15 protein-coding genes, 1 tRNA gene and 1 pseudogene are annotated in these 19,044 nt (G+C 44.3%); all 17 read left to right on the top strand.

Features of this window, described 5'->3' with window-relative positions:
* Positions 1–199: 199 nt before the first annotated feature.
* Positions 200–1,258 carry a quinolinate synthase NadA gene (gene nadA / locus ORJ01_RS11560; RefSeq protein WP_306178152.1) on the top strand — a complete coding sequence of 353 codons (1,059 nt, stop codon included), beginning with the start codon at positions 200–202 and terminating at the stop codon, positions 1,256–1,258.
* 115 nt (positions 1,259–1,373) lie between these two features.
* Positions 1,374–1,463: transfer RNA gene (locus ORJ01_RS11565), tRNA-Ser, on the top strand.
* Between the two features lie 205 nt (positions 1,464–1,668).
* Entirely contained in the window at positions 1,669–2,886 is a 1,218-nt protein-coding gene (locus tag ORJ01_RS11570; protein ID WP_306178153.1) for an integrase arm-type DNA-binding domain-containing protein, read from the top strand.
* 6 nt (positions 2,887–2,892) lie between these two features.
* Positions 2,893–3,771 (top strand): hypothetical protein, encoded by an 879-nt coding sequence (locus ORJ01_RS11575; RefSeq protein ID WP_306178154.1) that lies wholly within the window; start codon positions 2,893–2,895, stop codon positions 3,769–3,771.
* A gap of 108 nt (positions 3,772–3,879) precedes the next feature.
* The gene (locus ORJ01_RS11580) at positions 3,880–4,095 is read left to right on the top strand and encodes an AlpA family transcriptional regulator (protein ID WP_306178155.1); all 216 of its coding nucleotides are present in this window, start codon (positions 3,880–3,882) and stop codon (positions 4,093–4,095) included.
* A gap of 10 nt (positions 4,096–4,105) precedes the next feature.
* A complete protein-coding gene (locus tag ORJ01_RS11585; RefSeq protein ID WP_306178156.1) occupies positions 4,106–5,062 on the top strand; it encodes a toprim domain-containing protein in 957 nt (318 codons plus the stop codon).
* Complete coding sequence (locus ORJ01_RS11590; RefSeq protein ID WP_306178157.1) at positions 5,062–6,654, top strand: hypothetical protein; 1,593 nt, start codon at positions 5,062–5,064, stop codon at positions 6,652–6,654. Before ORJ01_RS11585 ends, ORJ01_RS11590 begins: the two co-directional genes overlap by 1 nt.
* A 92-nt stretch (positions 6,655–6,746) precedes the next feature.
* Positions 6,747–7,037, top strand: coding sequence for a hypothetical protein (locus ORJ01_RS11595; protein ID WP_306178158.1), 291 nt, complete (start codon positions 6,747–6,749; stop codon positions 7,035–7,037).
* Between the two features lie 341 nt (positions 7,038–7,378).
* A complete protein-coding gene (locus tag ORJ01_RS11600) occupies positions 7,379–7,726 on the top strand; it encodes a hypothetical protein (protein WP_306178159.1) in 348 nt (115 codons plus the stop codon).
* A 25-nt stretch (positions 7,727–7,751) separates the two neighbouring features.
* Positions 7,752–8,902, top strand: a protein-coding gene (locus tag ORJ01_RS11605; RefSeq protein WP_306178160.1) for an IS3 family transposase whose coding sequence is annotated in 2 segments (ribosomal slippage) — positions 7,752–7,992 and positions 7,992–8,902 — 1,152 coding nt in all. Because the reading frame shifts where the segments join, the coding sequence is not laid out codon by codon here.
* Positions 8,903–8,931: 29 nt separating this feature from the next.
* Positions 8,932–9,633: pseudogene (locus tag ORJ01_RS11610) on the top strand (3'-5' exonuclease); the annotation flags it as partial.
* An 87-nt stretch (positions 9,634–9,720) separates the two neighbouring features.
* Positions 9,721–10,020, top strand: coding sequence for a hypothetical protein (locus ORJ01_RS11615; RefSeq protein WP_306178161.1), 300 nt, complete (start codon positions 9,721–9,723; stop codon positions 10,018–10,020).
* Between the two features lie 317 nt (positions 10,021–10,337).
* Positions 10,338–11,270, top strand: coding sequence for a WYL domain-containing protein (locus ORJ01_RS11620; protein ID WP_306178162.1), 933 nt, complete (start codon positions 10,338–10,340; stop codon positions 11,268–11,270).
* A gap of 8 nt (positions 11,271–11,278) precedes the next feature.
* Positions 11,279–13,567, top strand: a complete 2,289-nt coding sequence (locus ORJ01_RS11625) for a class I SAM-dependent DNA methyltransferase (RefSeq protein ID WP_306178163.1) — start codon at positions 11,279–11,281, stop codon at positions 13,565–13,567.
* Positions 13,560–16,724 (top strand): type I restriction endonuclease subunit R, encoded by a 3,165-nt coding sequence (locus tag ORJ01_RS11630; protein WP_306178164.1) that lies wholly within the window; start codon positions 13,560–13,562, stop codon positions 16,722–16,724. Before ORJ01_RS11625 ends, ORJ01_RS11630 begins: the two co-directional genes overlap by 8 nt.
* A gap of 67 nt (positions 16,725–16,791) precedes the next feature.
* Positions 16,792–17,664 carry a hypothetical protein gene (locus ORJ01_RS11635; RefSeq protein ID WP_306178165.1) on the top strand — a complete coding sequence of 291 codons (873 nt, stop codon included), beginning with the start codon at positions 16,792–16,794 and terminating at the stop codon, positions 17,662–17,664.
* Positions 17,657–18,436, top strand: coding sequence for an FAD-dependent thymidylate synthase (gene thyX / locus ORJ01_RS11640; protein ID WP_306178166.1), 780 nt, complete (start codon positions 17,657–17,659; stop codon positions 18,434–18,436). Before ORJ01_RS11635 ends, thyX begins: the two co-directional genes overlap by 8 nt.
* Positions 18,437–19,044: the final 608 nt, after the last annotated feature.

The raw sequence follows: 19,044 nt of genomic DNA on the forward strand, positions 1-19,044 counted from the left end.
CGTTAGCTCAGTTGGTAGAGCAGTTGACTTTTAATCAATTGGTCGCTGGTTCGAATCCAGCACGACCCACCACTTCGCAAATACCTAGCCTACTCAGACTCTCAACGTAAACCACCTAATCGCTTCGCACATCTGTACTGTCCTTTTTATGTTATGCCTTATATAATACGCGGCCTTGACCAGCTACTGAGTATCTTCTATGGATCAGCCGTTGTATTTTTCAGAGCAAGATTTTGCTTTCCCGAAAAAGCCTGTGCCATTAAGTCACGACGATAAAGCCGCTTACAAAGCGCGGATCAAAACCTTATTGCAGCAAAAAAATGCGGTGTTAGTGGCGCATTACTACACCGATCCAGAAATTCAAGCGCTGGCCGAAGAAACCGGTGGTTGTGTATCTGACTCTTTAGAAATGGCGCGTTTTGGTAATCAGCACTCTGCAAAAACCTTGTTGGTGGCTGGCGTTAAGTTTATGGGCGAAACTGCCAAAATTCTTACTCCAGAAAAAACGGTCATTATGCCAACCTTGGAAGCGACCTGCTCGTTAGACTTAGGCTGCCCAGCGACCGAGTTTTCAGCGTTTTGCGATGCCCACCCTGACCGCGTAGTTGTGGTATACGCTAACACCTCTGCGGCCGTTAAAGCCCGTGCCGATTGGGTTGTCACGTCTTCTATTGCCTTAGATGTGGTGGACTACCTCGACAGCCAGGGTAAGAAAATTTTATGGGGCCCTGATAAGCACTTAGGCGCTTATGTGCAAAAGCAAACTGGTGCTGATATGTTGCTGTGGAACGGTGCCTGTATTGTACACGACGAATTTAAAGCCAAAGCGTTAATTGAGCTGAAAAAACAATATCCAACAGCCGCCGTACTGGTACACCCTGAATCGCCCGATAGCGTGGTGCAGTTAGCCGATGCTGTCGGTTCGACCAGCCAGCTGATTAAAGCTAGCCAAACCTTACCGAATGACATCTTTATTGTGGCGACTGACCGCGGTATTTTTTACAAGATGCAACAGTTAATGCCAAACAAGACGTTTATGGAAGCCCCAACCGGCGGTAACGGCGCAGCTTGCCGCAGCTGCGCGCATTGCCCTTGGATGGCAATGAACGGTTTAAAAGCGATTGAGGAAGCGCTACTAGAGCCTACTGGCCATGAAATTTTTGTTGATGCGCAACTGCGTGAGCGAGCATTACTGCCGCTAGATCGTATGTTAAATTTTGCTAAAGAACAAAAAACCGTAGTAAAAGGTAACGCTTAGTTTTTGTAACACAGGGATTGGCCAAAATAGCGGCAATAAGCTTGTGCTATACCAATTAGTTATTGCTAAGCGCGGCCTTTTTCCCTAGTATAGCCGCGCTTGTAACGCAAGTTCCGGAGAGATGGCTGAGTGGCTGAAGGCGCACGCCTGGAAAGTGTGTTTAGGTTAATCCCTAACGAGGGTTCGAATCCCTCTCTCTCCGCCAAATTCAAGACTAGCCAAGTCTAAAATGGCCTACAACCCCGCGTAATTGCGGGGTTTTTGTTTGCATAAAGTTCAAACTGGTCTATCTTAAACCAACAAGAACCACCATTTTGTGGGGGTGTATTGGGGGTTTGCAGCTGAAATATGGAAATGCATACCCCCAATGTCTGCTCAGACTGCATTAGATAAGGCTTCAGGGGGATGCTATGCCATTGACAGTACTTCAGGTCGATAAAGCCAAACCAAAAGAGAAAGACTACAAGCTTAGTGATGAGCGTGGCATGTTTTTGTTGGTGACCAAATCCGGTGGCAAACTTTGGCGCCTAAAATACCGTTTCGATGGTAGAGAAAAAGCGCTGGCCATTGGTGCTTACCCGGATCTCAGCTTAAAAGATGCACGCGAAATACGTGATAAAGCCCGCAACAAATTAGCTAAGGGCATAGATCCCTCCGCAGAGAAACAGGCAAAGAAGCTCAGTAGTACTCTTTCAGCCGAGAATAGCTTTGAGCTGATTGCACGCGAATGGTTTGCTGCTCGCATGGCAGAAAAAAGCGCTACCCATCAAGCTCGCACGCAAAGCATTTTAAATACCTATTTATTTCCTTTTATTGGTCGTAAGCCCATTCAAGATATAACACCCTTAATGCTGCTTGATGCGCTGCGCAAAATGGAAGCTAAAGGCATTGTCGAAACGGCTCGTCGAGCCAAACAAACTGCTAGCCAAGTATTTCGTTACGCGATTATCACCGGCCGGGCAGAGCATGATCCTGCTGCTGATTTAAAAGGTGCACTGCAAATACCGAAGAAACGCCACTTTGCAGCCATAACGGAGCCAAAGCAGGTTGGTGGCTTAATGCTTGCCATCGACAGTTATCATGGCTCTTACACGGTACAAGCTGCGCTTAAGTGTTCTGCGCTATGGTTCTGCCGCCCTGGCGAGCTGCGTGCCCTTGAGTGGGCCAACGTCAACTGGGATGAAAAACGGATAGAGATCATCGCCGAGAAAACCCACCAGCAACATATTATTCCGTTATGCACCCAGGCTATCGAGTTGCTGGAGTCTATGCAGCCAATCAGTGGCCATAGCAAATATGTCTTTCCATCAAACCGCGGTATGGGGCGGCCAATGTCTGAGAATACCGTCAGAGTGGCCTTAAGAACCATGGGTTATGGTAACGATGATATGACCGCCCATGGCTTCCGTGCCATGGCTAGAAACTTACTAGATGAGGTGCTCAACTACCGAGTGGAATGGATTGAGCAACAACTCGCACATTCCGTTAAAGATGCTAATGGCCGAGCTTACAACCGCACCAAGCATTTACTGCAACGCTTTGAAATGATGCAGCGTTGGGCGGATTATTTGGATGAGCTAAAAGCTGCAGCCCTTACTGGTAATGTTATTAATGCAAAGTTTGGATAATAATCAATGGCCAACAAAAATTTTAAAGTGCCTTTTCAATTTTGTAAGTTGGATAGAGCAATACGATTGCTAAATCAATTCACGGATATACAACTAGAGGTTGAAGATTTACTGAGTTTTGCGATAGCCCATAACATTAAGCTTCACGTTTATTTAAACCACGTTGTTTTACAAGATTTCAGTTTGTCACATGAAAAGATAGTTAAACTTCATGAAGGTTTCGAGAACAAAATTTTTGGTTCATTTACACATTTCAAGTTAGGTAATTCTTACGAAGAAAAAAGTTTAATTATGGATTTTAAATTTTTTAATGCCGGTAAGGATGTTCCGCAAGATAATTCAAAAATCGACGTTCTTGCTTTCGCCAAAGGCTTTTGGGTAATAAATGAATGGGATTTAAGACCAATATATTTTGGCGAACAAAATTCAACGACTACGCAAATTTATGCAATAGATAGCCTGTTAATGAAGGAACCTACTGACATAAAAATCAGGCTTGAGCATTCATTAGGGATTGAGCAGATGATTATATTTGACAGCGAAATTCTTAAGGTCTTTGAACACCTTACAGGCAAAAACGTTTTTGCTAACAAAGATGCTGAAGATGATCAGGTAAATTTTGTGCGCGAAGCTAAACAATTTGAAAATGAGCAAAGAGTAAATGAAAGAGTAACGGGCACTGTTGCTGAGCTTATTTATGGGTTGTTACAGCTGGTATATAAATATGATGACCCAATGCTCAATCAATCGACGAGGCTATATACAGATTTGCATAAGAAATTTCTGAAAAATGAACCGACTATAGATGCCAACATAATGTCACAAAGAGCATTTGAGGAATTGATGCAAAAGGTATATATACAGCGAGATAAACCGCGCGGTTAAGGATTAGCTGCGCGGTTAAGAAAATTTTTCCCGTTAACCGCGCCACAAGCCCTGTTAAATTCCTCACCATAACCCCCGTCATCCAAACCAAGCCATCGGGGGCTATCTATGAAAATATCAAACTACGTTCCACCACGTATCTTACGTATGTCGCTACTTCAGCAGAAGGTCGGCCTTTGCAAGGCCAGCATCTACAATCGCATCAAAGACGGTACTTTTCCAAAGCCCATGTCACTTGGCGGAAAGAGTGTAGGGTGGTTGGAATCTGAAATAGACCAATGGATTGAGCAGTGTCGTTCTGCTGCTAATGATGATCAGGTATAGGGGGTTGGCTATGTCTCTTAATCATTCAAATCCAAAGAAAAAAGCTTTCAATCAGTTAGCGCTTTGTAACAGCAAACAGCCTTCGGCCATCGTAAATAGCAATAGCCTTGCAATTGCTTTTGCCCAAGTCTTTGGTCCGGTTGATCATCATTTTGTTGCCGACGGCAATATCCATCGCCTAGATGATCCAGCGGGTCGAACTGGCAATCAAGCTTGTTGGTATGTGTATTACCCACAGCCTTGCAGTTATGCAGTCTTTGGTAGTTGGCGCCGCGGTCAGAATTATTATACGGATCTGCGTCAATCAGACTTCAAAAACACTAAGCCGTTTAAGAAGTTATTGATAGAGCAAAGTAGAGCGCATTCAGCCGACACAGCTGCTCGCAATGAGTTAGCCGCGTTAGCTGCACAGAGTCTTTGGGCTAATGCAAAACCGGCAAGCCCAGAGCATGCATATTTGGCTAAGAAGCATTTACCGCCTTACGATTTGCGAACCATCAACAATCAGTTGCTCATACCGCTTTACCGCGATGATAAACTGGTTAACCTGCAACGTATCTTTCCCTGTGGTGCAAAACGGTATTTAAAGCATGGTCAAGCAAAGGGGTGCTACTACCGTTTTGGTGAGATAACCGATGCACCCAAAATGATGTTATGCGAAGGCTGGGCCACGGGCGCAACCTTGCATCAGTGGTACGGTATGCCAGTATTTTGTGCTATGTCGGTTGTAAACCTTATGCCTGTCGCAAAGGCAATTACTACCCGATATCCGAAAAGTGAACTGATTATCTGCCCTGATGACGATCGAAAAACTACTGGCAATCCCGGTATGTATTATGCGCAGCAGGTACAACAAGTTGTTGGTGGTGATTTTTTTAAACCAAGTTGGCCGGCTGATGCACCACTGGATCTAACGGACTTTAGTGATCTGTATCTTTGGTTACTGCAGCAGCATGGGGGTGTCTAATGGCCAATACCCTAAAAATACCCCCACTTGAGTTAGTACCTGCTGTTGAGGCAGAGGCTGAAGAGCGTAAATCGCAGCTTGATATAGCCTTGACATTCGCACTGGAGCAAGTTGAATTGTTCCATGACAATAACAAAACGTGTTATGCGAAACGGTTAAGCAACGGTTATGTTTGGCGCTTAACGAGTCAGGCATTTAAAGACTTTTTATCTGCGTCGTTTCATCAAACTTTCGACAAGGCCCTGCGTTCACAAAACCTTTCCGAAGTGATAAACCAGCTAAGCGCTATTGCACGCTGTGATCGTGAAATGCGCCAAGTGCATTGCCGGGTTGCAGTACATGCGGGCGATTACTATATCGATTTATGCGAGAGCAACAGCACGCGTGCAGTGCGTTGGAACGCAACTGGCTGGCAAGTGATCAATGAACCCCCAGTCGATTTTGTACGCACCGATGCCATGCAGGCGCTACCTGAACCTAAAGTAGGTGGTAATTTAAACATACTATGGCAAGTGTGTAATATCCCGCCGCGGCTTCGTATGTTATTTGTCACTTGGGTTATCGATGCCTGGCGACCTGACACGGTATACCCAGGGCTTGAACTGATTGGTGAGCAGGGTAGTGGTAAAAGCTCAACGGCAAATATCGCACGGCAACTGATTGATCCAAGCTCATGCAACTTGCGCAGTGCACCTAAAAACAACGAGGATATTTTTGTAACAGCTGGTGTTAATCATCTTGTGGCGTATGAAAATCTGAGCCATCTACCAAATGGTATGCAAGATACGCTCTGCGTACTGACGACCGGAGCGGGCTATGCTAAACGTAAACTTTATACTGACAGTGACGAGCATGTTATCAACGTTAAACGCCCTTGGTTGATCAACGGTATATCTGCTTGCGTTACCCAGCAAGACTTAGTAGACCGCACCATAAGCATTGAATGTCCGGTCATCAAAAGTCGTGCTATTGAGCGAGAGCAAAACGAACTGTTTTTACAAGCTTGGCCAGGTTTGTTTGGTTGTCTATTAAGTCTTGCCTGCGCAGCGTTGAAGCAAATACCCACTGTCAAATTACCAGATGAAAATCGTCCTAGGTTGCTGGAGTACTGTTTGTTAGGGATGGCAATAACAGGGCATCTATACAACGATCAAAATCATTTCTTGCAGCATTACCTGCAAGAGCGAAAAGAAATTGTCAGCCGAACTATTGAAGCTAGCCCAGTGTGTGTCGCCGTGGTGGCTTTAATGGAGAAAAGTGCCTTACTTGAAGGGCCCTTGTCAGACATTATGCTGGCTTTAAGCGTCTTCAAACCTGTTGGTGTAGATGCTTGGCCAAAGACAGCAAAAGGGCTTGGTGATACGCTGAGGCGCTCAGGAGCGGCGCTACGCCAGCTTGGTATTGAGTGTCGTTCGTTGGGTAAAGTCGGTAGTCATGTAAATTGGCGCATTGAAAGAAAAGATCTGCAACCAAGTCTTGCAAGTCGTGATGTCGTGACTAGACGCACCATACAAGACATGACGACATGCACGACATCAGCAACAACATTATTGCAGGCGAGTTCCATCAATTGTCAGAGTGACCAAGCATGATACCCATCATCGTACTTGAGTTAGCAAGGAGCGGTTGCAGCATTACACTGCAGCCGCCACTTACCCTGCGATTAGGCGCATCAGCATTTTCCATGACGCTGCTGCAACAGGCTAAAATAGAAAAAACAGACATCCTTAACTGGCTCATCCATGCAGACACACAGACCCTTGCTTCAACATTATTGCAAGGGTTAGCGTTAACTTATGAAGATGTGCGTTTTGTTTGTAAGCACCTGCAGGTACATAACCGTTATGAGCAACTGCAACTGCTTGCGCGTTACCGAACGGCTTATCAAGATGCGGCAGAGCAAGTGACGAATGAACAGCAGCAGGCGGCTGCAGGGGTTAAAGCCGCAAACACCTGGTTAAGGTGTCGTCGTTGAAGCATATGCGCAGGCTAGCAACAAACCAGATAAAACCAGATCGATTAAACGCGCTTTTGCGCTGAATATCCTTGTATCATTCCTATTCAACTCCCCGCCCAGTAGCGTTTGCTGCTTGCTGTACGTGATGCAATATACTCTGCAAAATCGCTTTTAAAGCCAATGTTTCTTGGCTCGTTTTAACTTTGCGTAACCCGCAAAGCTTAGGCCTGATGCTGCTTAAAAAAACTCTTACGCTGCTTATTGCCTAGCTATGCGAATGGTTTGTTATGGTTTAAATTAGCGCTCTTAATTATGTGGCCGTTCGAATCGCTGTAATAGTTTATACAGGAGTAAAACAGATGGAACTACCTTCTCTTTTTGAACAATGGCGAACAATAAAAGGGCCGAAAAACTCTTGGGGCTTAAGTTGGTTTCTTGCTTCGCAGCTTTGTCGCCGCTTTTACGCATCACACGGCATCGTACCTTGGGTAATTTGTCATGAAGGTATGGGCTACTATGGGATCTCGTTACATAAATTACCATGCAAAGTTAATGGTATTGATAACGCAACGCTTGGCCGTTTTTCAATAGCGGGAAATGTAGAAAATTGGCTAACCGGTGGGCCGGGTGATCACGCTTGTAATTTAATTGACCAATGCCTAAATGGTATGATCCGTACCAACACTTTTGGACACTTTGCTAAGTGAGTACAATCGCTTAACGAGGTGAATAATGTCAACAAAGAAAATCCGCAAAATCCATACCGCTGAATTTAAAGCTGAAGCTCTGAAACTGGCTGATAAGATTGGTGTTGCAGCCACTGCCAGAGAATTAAAATTGCACGAATCTCAGTTATATAATTGGCGTACTGCGGCCGAGAAAAAGTCTACCACCAGTGAACGAGAGTCGGAGCTTGCTGCTGAAGTTGCCCGTTTGAAGCGCCAATTGGCTGAGCAGGCAGAGGATTTAGCCATCTTAAAAAAGGCGGCCACCTACTTCGCGAAAAACCAAAAGTAGCCCGGTTTGAGTTTATTCTGGAGCATCAACATCTGTTCTCGTTAATCAGAATGGTGGCGGTGCTTCAGGTATCGCGTAGTGGGTATTATGCCTGGCGTAAAACTGGGCTGACTCCAAGCCCAATGGCTGTGAAGCGTGCCGAACGTGATGTGCTGATAAAGAAGGCGTTTGACGACGCCAAAGCGCGTAATGGCTCCAGACGTATTCAGGTAGACCTTGCTGAGCATGGCAATAAGCCGGATATAAAAACCATACTAAACAGCATGGAACGCCAAGGCTTAGTCGCTAAAGCAGCCCGCAAGTTTAAAGTGACGACTGACAGCAAGCATTCGCTGCCAGTCGCCCCAAACTTGCTTGAGCAGGACTTTAGCGCAACAGGCCCGAACCAGAAATGGGTCGGTGATATCACGTACCTGATGACCAGCGAAGGCTGGCTGTATCTGGCGGTAATCATTGATCTGTATTCGCGTGCAGTGATTGGCTGGTCGATGAGTAATCGTATGACCGCAGATCTGGTATGCAGCGCACTAAACATGGCCTTGTTCCGTCGCGGTTTCCCTAAATCGGTGATCGTTCATAGTGATCGCGGCAGCCAGTACTGCTCACATGATTACCGTGACTTGATTAAAAAGCACCAATTGGTGCAAAGCATGAGCCGCAAAGGTAACTGCTGGGATAATGCAGTAGCAGAGAGCTTCTTCCATTCATTGAAAGTTGAAGCGATCAACGACGAGCCAATTATGGATCGGGAAACCATGCGCCAGCACGTTTTTGAGTACATTGAAGTTGATTACAACAAGACCAGAAGGCATAGTGCTCTTGGCTATCTCAGCCCAGAGAATTTTGAATTGAAAAACAGTGCTTAGTGAAGTGTCCACTTTTGCTGGTACAGATCATTATTGAGCTTGGTATGGTTAAGGTGCTTTACAGCCCCTCGGCTAAGCGGATTGTGTCGATTGTTGATGTGATCAGCTTGTATGAAGATCCCGGCAAGCCAATCCCCAAGCTGATTACCGAGTTAACCGGCATTACCGATGAGATGGTGCAAGGCCAGCACATTGATGATTCACTGGTAGCGAGTTGGTTATCCGATGATCCGCTGGTGGTTGCACACAATGCACAGTTTGATCGTCCTTTCTTTGAAAAGCGGTTTGCTGCATTAGGACATCTATCTTGGGCCTGTTCAGCCAGTGGCATAGATTGGAAGGCGCTCGGCTTTGAAAGTCGAAAGCTTGAGTACCTGCTGCTTCGCTTAGGTTGGTTTTATGAAGGACACCGAGCTGCAACCGATTGTTTGGCGATGGCCTGGTTATTCTATTTGTTGCCCGAATCCGTTGCAAACTTGTTGTCTGAAGCAGACAGGCGAACTGTGTTAGTTCGTGCGTTTGGTGCGCCGTTTGACGTAAAGGACTATTTAAAAGAGCGTGGTTACCGCTGGCATGACGGTGTTAAAGGTGCTAACAAACATTGGTGGCGCGAAATCAGCGAAGACGAGTTGCCGCAGGAACAAACATACCTGGATGATTTGTATCATCGTGGCTCAGAACATGCCCACTATGACTACAAAGATGCCCGCAATCGATTTAAAGCTTTGTAGCTCTCTACAAGGTAAGCCTTGCATATTTGAAAACCTCTGGAAAATGGAAAGTGAACTCATGGTTTAACCAACAAGAGGAATCTTTCCATGTACCAAGACACCTACATTGAATACTGGGGCGAAATCTTCGTCTCTGCCCGCATCATTGAATTTGGCATCACGTTCGAGCGCTTTCTTAAAGATCCATGGAAGCACTTGATGTCCTGTGGCCAAGAGTCTGCACCGGACGCGATTGCGCAAGGGATGCTGCCATTGCTACCAGCCCAGGCAGAAGTTGCTAGGCGCATTCGGGAGAGTGAGCAACGAGTCCTGATGTCTACAGAGACGGACAAAGGGGTATCTCATCGCGGTAACATCGTGGTGCCATTGGTTCTGGTAGCGCATTAATAGAGGCCATCATCAATAACATGAAACAAGGTCTGCACACCGATACCTGAGCGGCAATTGCAATCCAGATCAAAAAGTTGCCGCTTAGTCTTCCCTACAAAATAATTTGTGATAGGATGATACCTAATAAAATTAATTAGGTTGAAGCCTATTCAGTGTTTTATGGCCATCTGTCCAGCTTCAACCGGTAGAGATTGCTAAGTCATTGCGGATAAAGAGTAGCATTGAGTGACACTATTCAATGTGATTACGCGATGTCTGACCGTACTTTATAAACAGAGTTTTAAGAATCTGGTTGAATTGGATAAACAAGACGCATGACAAATGATGGTCTGAAACAAACGGTAGTGGCGAAGCCAGATAGGCTTTCGCAGATAGCGCAGTTGCCACAAGCAACCAGGGATCGCATTGCCCACATCGATTTCACCTTATTGTTTAAGGGCGAAGCGGTACGGGCGGATTTAGTCGATCGCTTCAGTATAGCCGCCGCACAAGCAACGAAAGACTTCACCATGTACAGAGAGCTTGCGCCAGGCAATATTGAGTATGACCAAAAGCTCAAGTTGCACAAGCGTGGTGAAGCATTTGAACCCCTGTTCGACTACGACGTTGTGAGAACTCTGGCAACCATTAGCCAAGGCTACGGCGATGGCTTCACTGGAAAGGTAAAACCACCTCTGGCTTGTGAAGCGCCTTATCACCTTAACAAGCCGAGTTTATCGATAGTAGCGAAAGTCACCGAGGCCATCCACAAAGGCAAAGCCTTGAGTATCACCTATGTGTCGTTATCGAGCGGTGAAACAACGCGTGAAATTGTACCGCATACGCTGGTGGACAATGGCCTGCGTTGGCATGTTCGTGGTTTTGACCGCAAGCATGGTGAGTTCCGTGACTTTGTATTGACCCGCATTAAAGCTGCGGTTGTGCTTGAAGATTCCACTTTGTCTGAAACGGAGCTCGAAACCCAAGACCGGCAATGGAACAGATTTGTAGAGCTTGAGTTAGTGCCACACCCACGTATTGAGCACAGCGAAGCGATAGAGCTGGACTATGGCATGACGGGTGGCGTTCTAAAGGTTGAGATTAGAGCTGCAACCGCTGGGTATTTGCTTCGGCTTTGGAACGTCGATTGCTCCAAAGCGGCTCAGCTAAAAACACCCGAATTTCATTTATGGTTAAAAAATTATCAAACTTTATACGGTGTCGGTAACCTTGCGATTGCGCCTGGTTTCGATAGCGTCACAGCATAGGGAAGAACATGAATAATTCAGAACAGCAGTTTTTAAAAGAACTCGATGTAAAGTTGTGGTCGGCAGCCGATCGATTACGTAACAACCTCGATGCCGCTAACTATAAGCATGTCGTGCTAGGGATCATCTTTCTAAAGTACGTGTCAGACGCCTTTGAAGAGCGCCAACAAGAGTTACGGCAGTTGTTTACTCAAGACGATAGCGACGACAACATTTACTTCATGCCTCGTGAAGATTACGACTCTGATGAAGAATACAACGAAGCAGTAAACACAGAGTTAGAACTTCACGAATATTATCAAGAAAAGAATATATTCTGGGTTCCAGAACACGCAAGGTGGAAATTTATACGAAAGAGCTGTGTCCTCCCTATTGGCACCACTCTTTGGACTGAAACCGTAAACGAAAATGGTGAAGATAAGCTCAATGAGGTAAAGCTTCGCTCAATATCCTGGCTTATTGATAATGCCCTTGATGAGGTTGAGCGTTCAAATAAACGCTTAAAGGGAATCGTTAATCGCATTAGCTCTCATAACGTTGACAATGATAAGTTGATTGGTCTTATAAATAATTTTTCTGATACAAGTTTTACAAATCCGGAGTTTGACGGGAATAAACTAAATTTACATAGCAAGGATATTCTGGGGCATGTATATGAATATTTCCTAGGGCAGTTCGCTTTGGCAGAGGGAAAACAAGGCGGTCAATACTATACACCAAAGAATATCGTCGATTTGATAGTCGAATTGCTCCAACCTTTCAAGGGGAGAGTTTTCGATCCCGCAATGGGTTCTGGTGGTTTTTTTGTATCGAGTGAAAAGTTTATCGAAAGCCATGCCAAAGACAAACACTATGACCCATCGGAACAGAAAAAGCATATTTCTGTCTATGGTCAAGAGAGCAACCCAACTACATGGAAACTAGCTGCCATGAACATGGCAATAAGGGGTATAGATTTTAATTTTGGTAAGAAAAATGCTGATAGTTTCACCGATGACCAACATCCAGATTTAAGAGCTGACTTCGTCATGGCAAACCCTCCATTCAACATAAAAGAATGGTGGTCAAAATCTCTAGAAAATGATGTCAGGTGGAAATTTGGTGTTCCGCCTCAAAGCAATGCAAACTTCGCTTGGATTCAGCATATGCTTTATCACTTATCACCTACTGGCAAAGCAGCTATCGTTCTTGCAAATATGTCGCTTGCGTCATCTGACAGCAGTGAGAGTAAAATACGAAAAGAGCTAATTGAGAATGATCTTGTAGACTGCATAATAAACCTCCCAGATAAGCTTTTTACATCAACTCCAATCGGCGCATGCATTTGGATTTTGAACAAGAATAAAAAGAATCGGAAAGAAATACTTTTTATTGACGCCAGTAAACAAGCAGATGCGATTAGCAGAACCTCAAACAAACTCAAGGATGGCGCAATAGGAAAAATTTCATCCGCATACAGAATATGGCTAGATGATCGAGAAAGTTTTTCTCCAGAGAATGATTTTTCAAATTCGACTTCAACTGCCGAGGTTCTTAAAAACGGAGCATCTCTTTTCCCTTCGGCCTATCTTAATTTCACTAATTCTGGGGCACAAAGCGTTTCTTTAGCAGATGAATTCACAAAAATAAAAAATGATATATCTGCTATAGATAGCCATATGAAAAAAATCAGCTCCATGATAAACAAAGTTAATCAGTTATATAACGATCCTAAAATTGAAAAGAAAACCTACCGACTCTCAGAGATTCTTAAAAAATCGACTGAAAAGTTAGGCGAACGAGAAGAGCCAGAAGTATTAACTTGCACTGAAACGACAGGATTAATCTTTCAGCGTGATCGTTTTGCTAGTCGAGTAGCGACTGAAAATACAGCTAAATATAAAATAGTGAAGGAAGGATACATTGTTTATAACCCATACTTGTTATGGGCTGGTTCGATAGATCAGTGCTGGATCGTTGAGGTGGGGATCACCTCACCAGCATACGAAGTATTTGAGATTAAACCTGGTTTCGATAAAACACTAATAGGAATTTGTCTTAAAAGTGAGCTAATGCTTAACAAATATGATGGTATATCAGTTGGTACCGTTAAACGGAGGAGAAGAGCTCCTGCCGAAAAGTTTTTGGACCTTGAAATAACACTTCCGGTGCTCAACCTCACAAAGGAGGATACACAATCTTTTCAAGAGGGCTTACGGTTTATCAATAATTTCACTAGAGCGACGAAAGAACTTATTGGTGACTCAATGTTAAACCTGTTTCAAAAAGCAAACAAAGAAGGAAGCTTAAATGAATGAGGAACAGCTTGAGTTACAGTGCCTTGGATGGTTTGAAGAATGCGGATGGGAAGTTTTTAACGGTGCAGATATCGCACCAGATAGTCCATATCCCCAGAGAGACGACTTTAGCCAAGTTGTGTTAAATGGTCAGTTGCGTACAGCTTTTGAGCGAATAAATACCCATATACCAGAGCAACAGATTGAAAATTGCTTCGATCAGTTTAAGGCGATTGTTTTAAAGCCTGAAAGCTTGGATTTGATCACCAATAACCGCGCATTTCACAGGTTGTTATTGGAGGGTGTCCCCGTTGAATACAAAAAAGACGATGGCGAACCAATTGCAGAACATGCTTTTATCATTGATTTCGATAACCTAAACAACAACACCTTTTCAGTCGTTAATCAGTTCACGATTACTGGCACTAAACAGCCACGTCGGCCTGATGTGATTTGCTTTATTAATGGCTTACCGATTGCTGTGCTTGAGCTGAAAAGCCCAAGCGATGAAAATGCCGATATTTGGGATGCCTTTAATCAGCTGCAAACCTATAAAGATGAAGTCTCAGACCTTTTCATCTTCAATGAGGCGTTAGTCGTCAGTGATGGTTACACTGCTCGCGTAGGCTCTCTAACTGCTAACCAAGAGCGTTTTATGCCTTGGCGCACTATTAAAAATGAAAACGATAAACCGCTATTGGAGTGGCAATTAGAAACCATGGTTCGGGGCTTCTTTGATCGTCAGTTGCTGCTGGATTACATACGATTTTTTGTATTATTTGAAACAGACGGCGAGCAAATAATCAAAAAAATTGCGGGTTACCACCAGTTTCATGCCGTGCGTGAAGCGGTAAAGGCGACAGTCATTGCGGCGCAGCAAATTGATGGCGTAACAGAGAAGCGGGCAACCTATGCCGATGAGGTAGTACCTGGTAGTAAAAAAGCCGGTGTGGTTTGGCACACTCAAGGCAGCGGCAAAAGTATTTCAATGTGTTGCTATGCCGGAATGTTGCTTCAGCAAAAGGCAATGAATAACCCAACGCTGGTTGTCGTTACCGACCGCAATGATCTAGATGGCCAGCTCTATGCCACCTTCTGTAACGCGGTAGAGCTCTTGAAGCAAACGCCTGTTCAAGCATCTGACCGAGATGCGTTAAGACAGTTATTAGCTGAAAGAGAGTCCGGCGGTATCATTTTTACCACAGTGCAAAAATTTGCTCTGCTTGACGACGAGAAACATCATCCAGTTCTCAATTCTCGACACAATATTGTCGTTATCTCAGATGAAGCACATCGCAGCCAATATGGCCTAAAAGCCACCTTAAGTGCCGATGGCCAATATAAGTTTGGTTACGCCAAGCATATGCGCGATGCCATTCCGTATGCTTCTTTTATTGGTTTTACTGGCACACCTATTTCACAAGAAGATAAAGACACTCGCGCCGTTTTTGGTGGCTTTGTGTCTATCTACGATATTCAAGATGCAGTAGATGACGGTGCAACCGTGCCTATTTATTATGAATCGCGCTTGGCAAAGCTTGATTTGAACCACGCTGAAATCGCTGAGTTGTCCGATCAAGTGGATGAAGTGGTCGAGGACGAAGAGGACGTCAGCAGCCGCGAGAAAACCAAAGGGGAATGGAGCCGTCTTGAAAAGCTTGTTGGTGCGACTCCTAGATTAAGCCAAGTTGCGGCTGACTTGATCGAGCACTTTGAAACACGCAATGCCACTATGGATGGTAAAGCTATGATAGTGGCCATGAGCCGTGATATCTGTGCGCATCTTTATAATGAGATTGTTGCACTGCGCCCAGAATGGCATTCGGATGATCCTGAAAAAGGGGCGATTAAGATTGTGATGACAGGGTCAGCTTCGGACAAGCCACTGCTGCAACCCCATATCTATAACAAAAAAACCAAAAAGCGCTTAGAAAAGCGCTTTAAAGATATGAATGATCCTCTGAAGTTGGTCATTGTCAGGGACATGTGGTTAACGGGGTTTGATGCGCCTTGTTGTAACACTATGTACGTGGATAAACCGATGAAAGGTCATAACCTGATGCAGGCGATTGCTCGGGTTAACCGCGTGTTTAAAAATAAGCCAGGCGGTCTAGTTGTTGATTACATTGGTATAGCCAATGAACTTAAGCAAGCATTAAAAACCTATACAGACTCTAAAGGTAAAGGCGAGCCAACACTCAATGCAGAAGAAGCGTTTTCCATTCTTTTAGAAAAAATTGATGCTATCCGTGGCATGTTCGGTAAAACACCAAAATCCGATGGTTTGAACATATCGGGGTATGAAACACAAGCGCACAAACTCTTGGTGCCTGCCGCTAACTATGTACTTGGCTTGGAGGATGGTAAAAAGCGTTTCTTAGACTTAGTACTGGCGGCGACGAAATCATATTCACTATGCAGTACCTTGGATGAGGCTAAAGAGTTAAGGAAAGAAATCGCCTTTTACTCAGCTATTAAGGCCGCCATCAGCAAATTTACCAGCGTAGATAGAAAGCGCACTCAGGAAGAAAAGAACTCGGCACTGAAACAGATCCTAGATAACGCAGTGATCGCCGAAGGCGTTGCTGACGTGTTCGCACTTTGTGGCTTGGACAAGCCCAATATTGGTTTGCTATCGGATGAGTTTTTAGAAGACGTGCGACAGATGCCGGAGCGCAACCTCGCCGTTGAGTTACTTGAAAAACTTCTCAAGGATGACATTAAAGCGAAAACACGTAATAACGTTGTGCAAGAGAAGAAATACGCAGACCGCTTGCAAGAAACGCTTAGAAAGTACAATAACCGCGCCATTGAAACAGCTCAGGTCATTGAAGAACTTATTCAAATGGCCAAAGAGTTTCAGGAAGAAATGATGCGCGAGGCTGAACTGGGGTTAAATCCAGATGAGATCGCGTTTTATGATGCTCTAGCCAACAACGAAAGTGCAGTACGTGAACTTGGTGATGAGATCCTTAAAAAGATTGCCGTCGAAATTACTGACAAACTCAGAAAATCGACCACGGTTGATTGGCAAGTGCGGGATAGTGTTCGTGCTAAACTAAAGATTCTTGTACGTAGGACATTGCAACGCTACAAATACCCGCCCGATAAAGCAGTTGATGCCGTTGAGTTGGTGCTTAAGCAGGCAGAAAAACTGTCAAATGCTTGGAGCAGATAAGTCTTAGTTGGAAGTGCTATGGGGTAGAGTATGTTGGCCCCCTCATTTTATAGTCAAAGGGTGACATATGCTTTTATCTAATAAAACAATAAGAAATGAGATTTCTGCTGATAGGATCTTCAAACTAAACTGTGGACACAAGGCGCTTAGTGATGCTGATTTCATAGTTAAATCTTCCTCCGTTGATTTGACTATTGGTAAAATTTACGAGCCTTCGAATGACAAGGTTAGAAATCAACAACAATTACAGGATTTAGCTACGTATGATACTAAACTTAAACCTGGAGATACGCTACTTATTGAAGTAAATGAAAAATTTAATTTATCAAACAACATAGGCGGTATTGTTTTTCCACCAAATAGCTTATCAAAAGAGGGCGTTATAATGACTAACCCTGGCCATATTGATCCTGGTTACAAAGGACTCATTACGGTCTGTCTTGTAAACATGGGCAAAGATGATGTACGCCTAAAAGCAGGTGATGTAATTGCTAGATTGTTATTGGTTAGATTGGATGGGACCTCTGATGCTTATAAAGGAGCAGAAGTGACGTCGGTAACCTCTAGTCATCTTGATAAACTAGCTAAAGACTTCGCTGGTATTAGTAATCGCCTGCCAGGACTTATTAATACAGTATTCGTTAGAAATTTAGCAATAAGCTTAGCTTTAGTTGCGTTAATGTTTTCTGCTCTCACCCTGTTTCTGCCAGAATTAAGCAAGTCACGTATTGAAATGCTTACTCACTCATCTATAACTAACAATCTGATAGAACCCGTTAAAAAGGACTATGTTTCTAAAGTGGAGGCTCTTTCTGACTCATTAACTAAAGAAATAGAGTTAATGAAAAAGGAACTTCAAGTATTAAAAGAGCAGAATAATCAATTAAAAAATGAGCTCGAACTAAGAGTAAAAAAAGAGGTTAGCCCGACGAATGATTGAAATTACTGCTATCCAAATTGAATGTCTATCGAAGCCAAATTTCCAGCTAGACGCATTTATACGGTTTCTTAAAGCAAATGGTCAAGACTGGATCAAAGAGGGCACTCTAACTGAGGGAGATTCACTTATTGAAGCTGCAGGGAGAGTTTGTTATATGTCTTTTGGCAAAGACAGGCAGTCTGGAAAAACCAATGCTGAGTACATAATGCACTTAATAAGACAGGGGCACGAGAGTGTTCTTGAGCATATTACTTGGACCTTTTTACTTACGGGAGTTTCAAGAGCATTTACTCACCAATTGGTTAGACATAGAGTAGGGTTTTCATACAGCCAGCTATCCCAGCAATATCATGACGAGTCTGACGCTTCGTTCGTTATTCCTCCTGCCATAGCAGCTTGCCCGAAAGCCACTAAGGAATGGAAAAACTCTATTGAAAATAGCCTCAGTTTGTATAGAAAGCTTATTAGTGATGTTGAACTAGATAAACATATCGGTCACGAGTCTAAAAAAGAGCGACTACGAGATCTGCGGTCTGCATGCCGTTCTATACTTCCAAATGCTACGGAAACAAAAATTGTTGTTACAGCTAATGCGAGAGCAATTAGGCATTTTTTCAAAATGCGGGGTGCCATAGAGGGGGACTGGGAGATGAGAGCTGTAGCATGTGCTTTATTTAAGCAGGTTCAAGTTGATGCGCCAGGTGTATTTCAAGATTTTAGTATTTCTGTGAGTAAAGACGGTTCTGAAAAGCTTGTTCATGAATCTTTTTAAATAATTGAAAAATCGAAACTGGTGGTGGTTTAGTTGGGGGTGTGTCATCTTTTCTCTTTTATTTAATGCATTAAATATCAAGTATTTAGTCTCATTATTCGAGTGACTCTCTCCCGCCAAATCAAAACAAAAAGCCCACGCTTATGCGTGGGCTTTTTGTTTTGATGCGTCGAGATAGCGGACTTGGTTAGAACCCTGCGGTTCGACAAATTCGCTGGGAGCGAATTTGGACGCACTTTAGTGCGGCCCGGAGGGCCAGCGCCATGGATGGCGCTGGCAATCCCTCAATGTCGCCAAAAGCCTAGACCTTTTGTTTTAACGCGGCAGAGATCGAGGATTCGGTTCGAACCCTTAGGTTCGACAAAACGGCATGATAGCCGTTTTGCATGGCTCTGCCACCCGAAGGGCGAGGGCCATGGATGGCGCGAGTGAATCCCTCTCTCGACCACAAAGCGTGGGCCTTATTCAATTATGCGGCAGAGATCGAGGGCTTGGTTCGAAGCCAACGGTTCGACCAACTTGTCTGGAACAAGTTGGAACGCGCTTTAGCGCGGCCCCAAAGGAGTGAAGGGCAGGATGCCCGGAATACAAATTCGCCGGGAGCGAAT

The sequence above is a fragment of the Alishewanella sp. SMS8 genome (assembly GCF_030737935.1).
GTDB classification, from domain to species: Bacteria; Pseudomonadota; Gammaproteobacteria; order Enterobacterales; family Alteromonadaceae; genus Alishewanella; species Alishewanella maricola.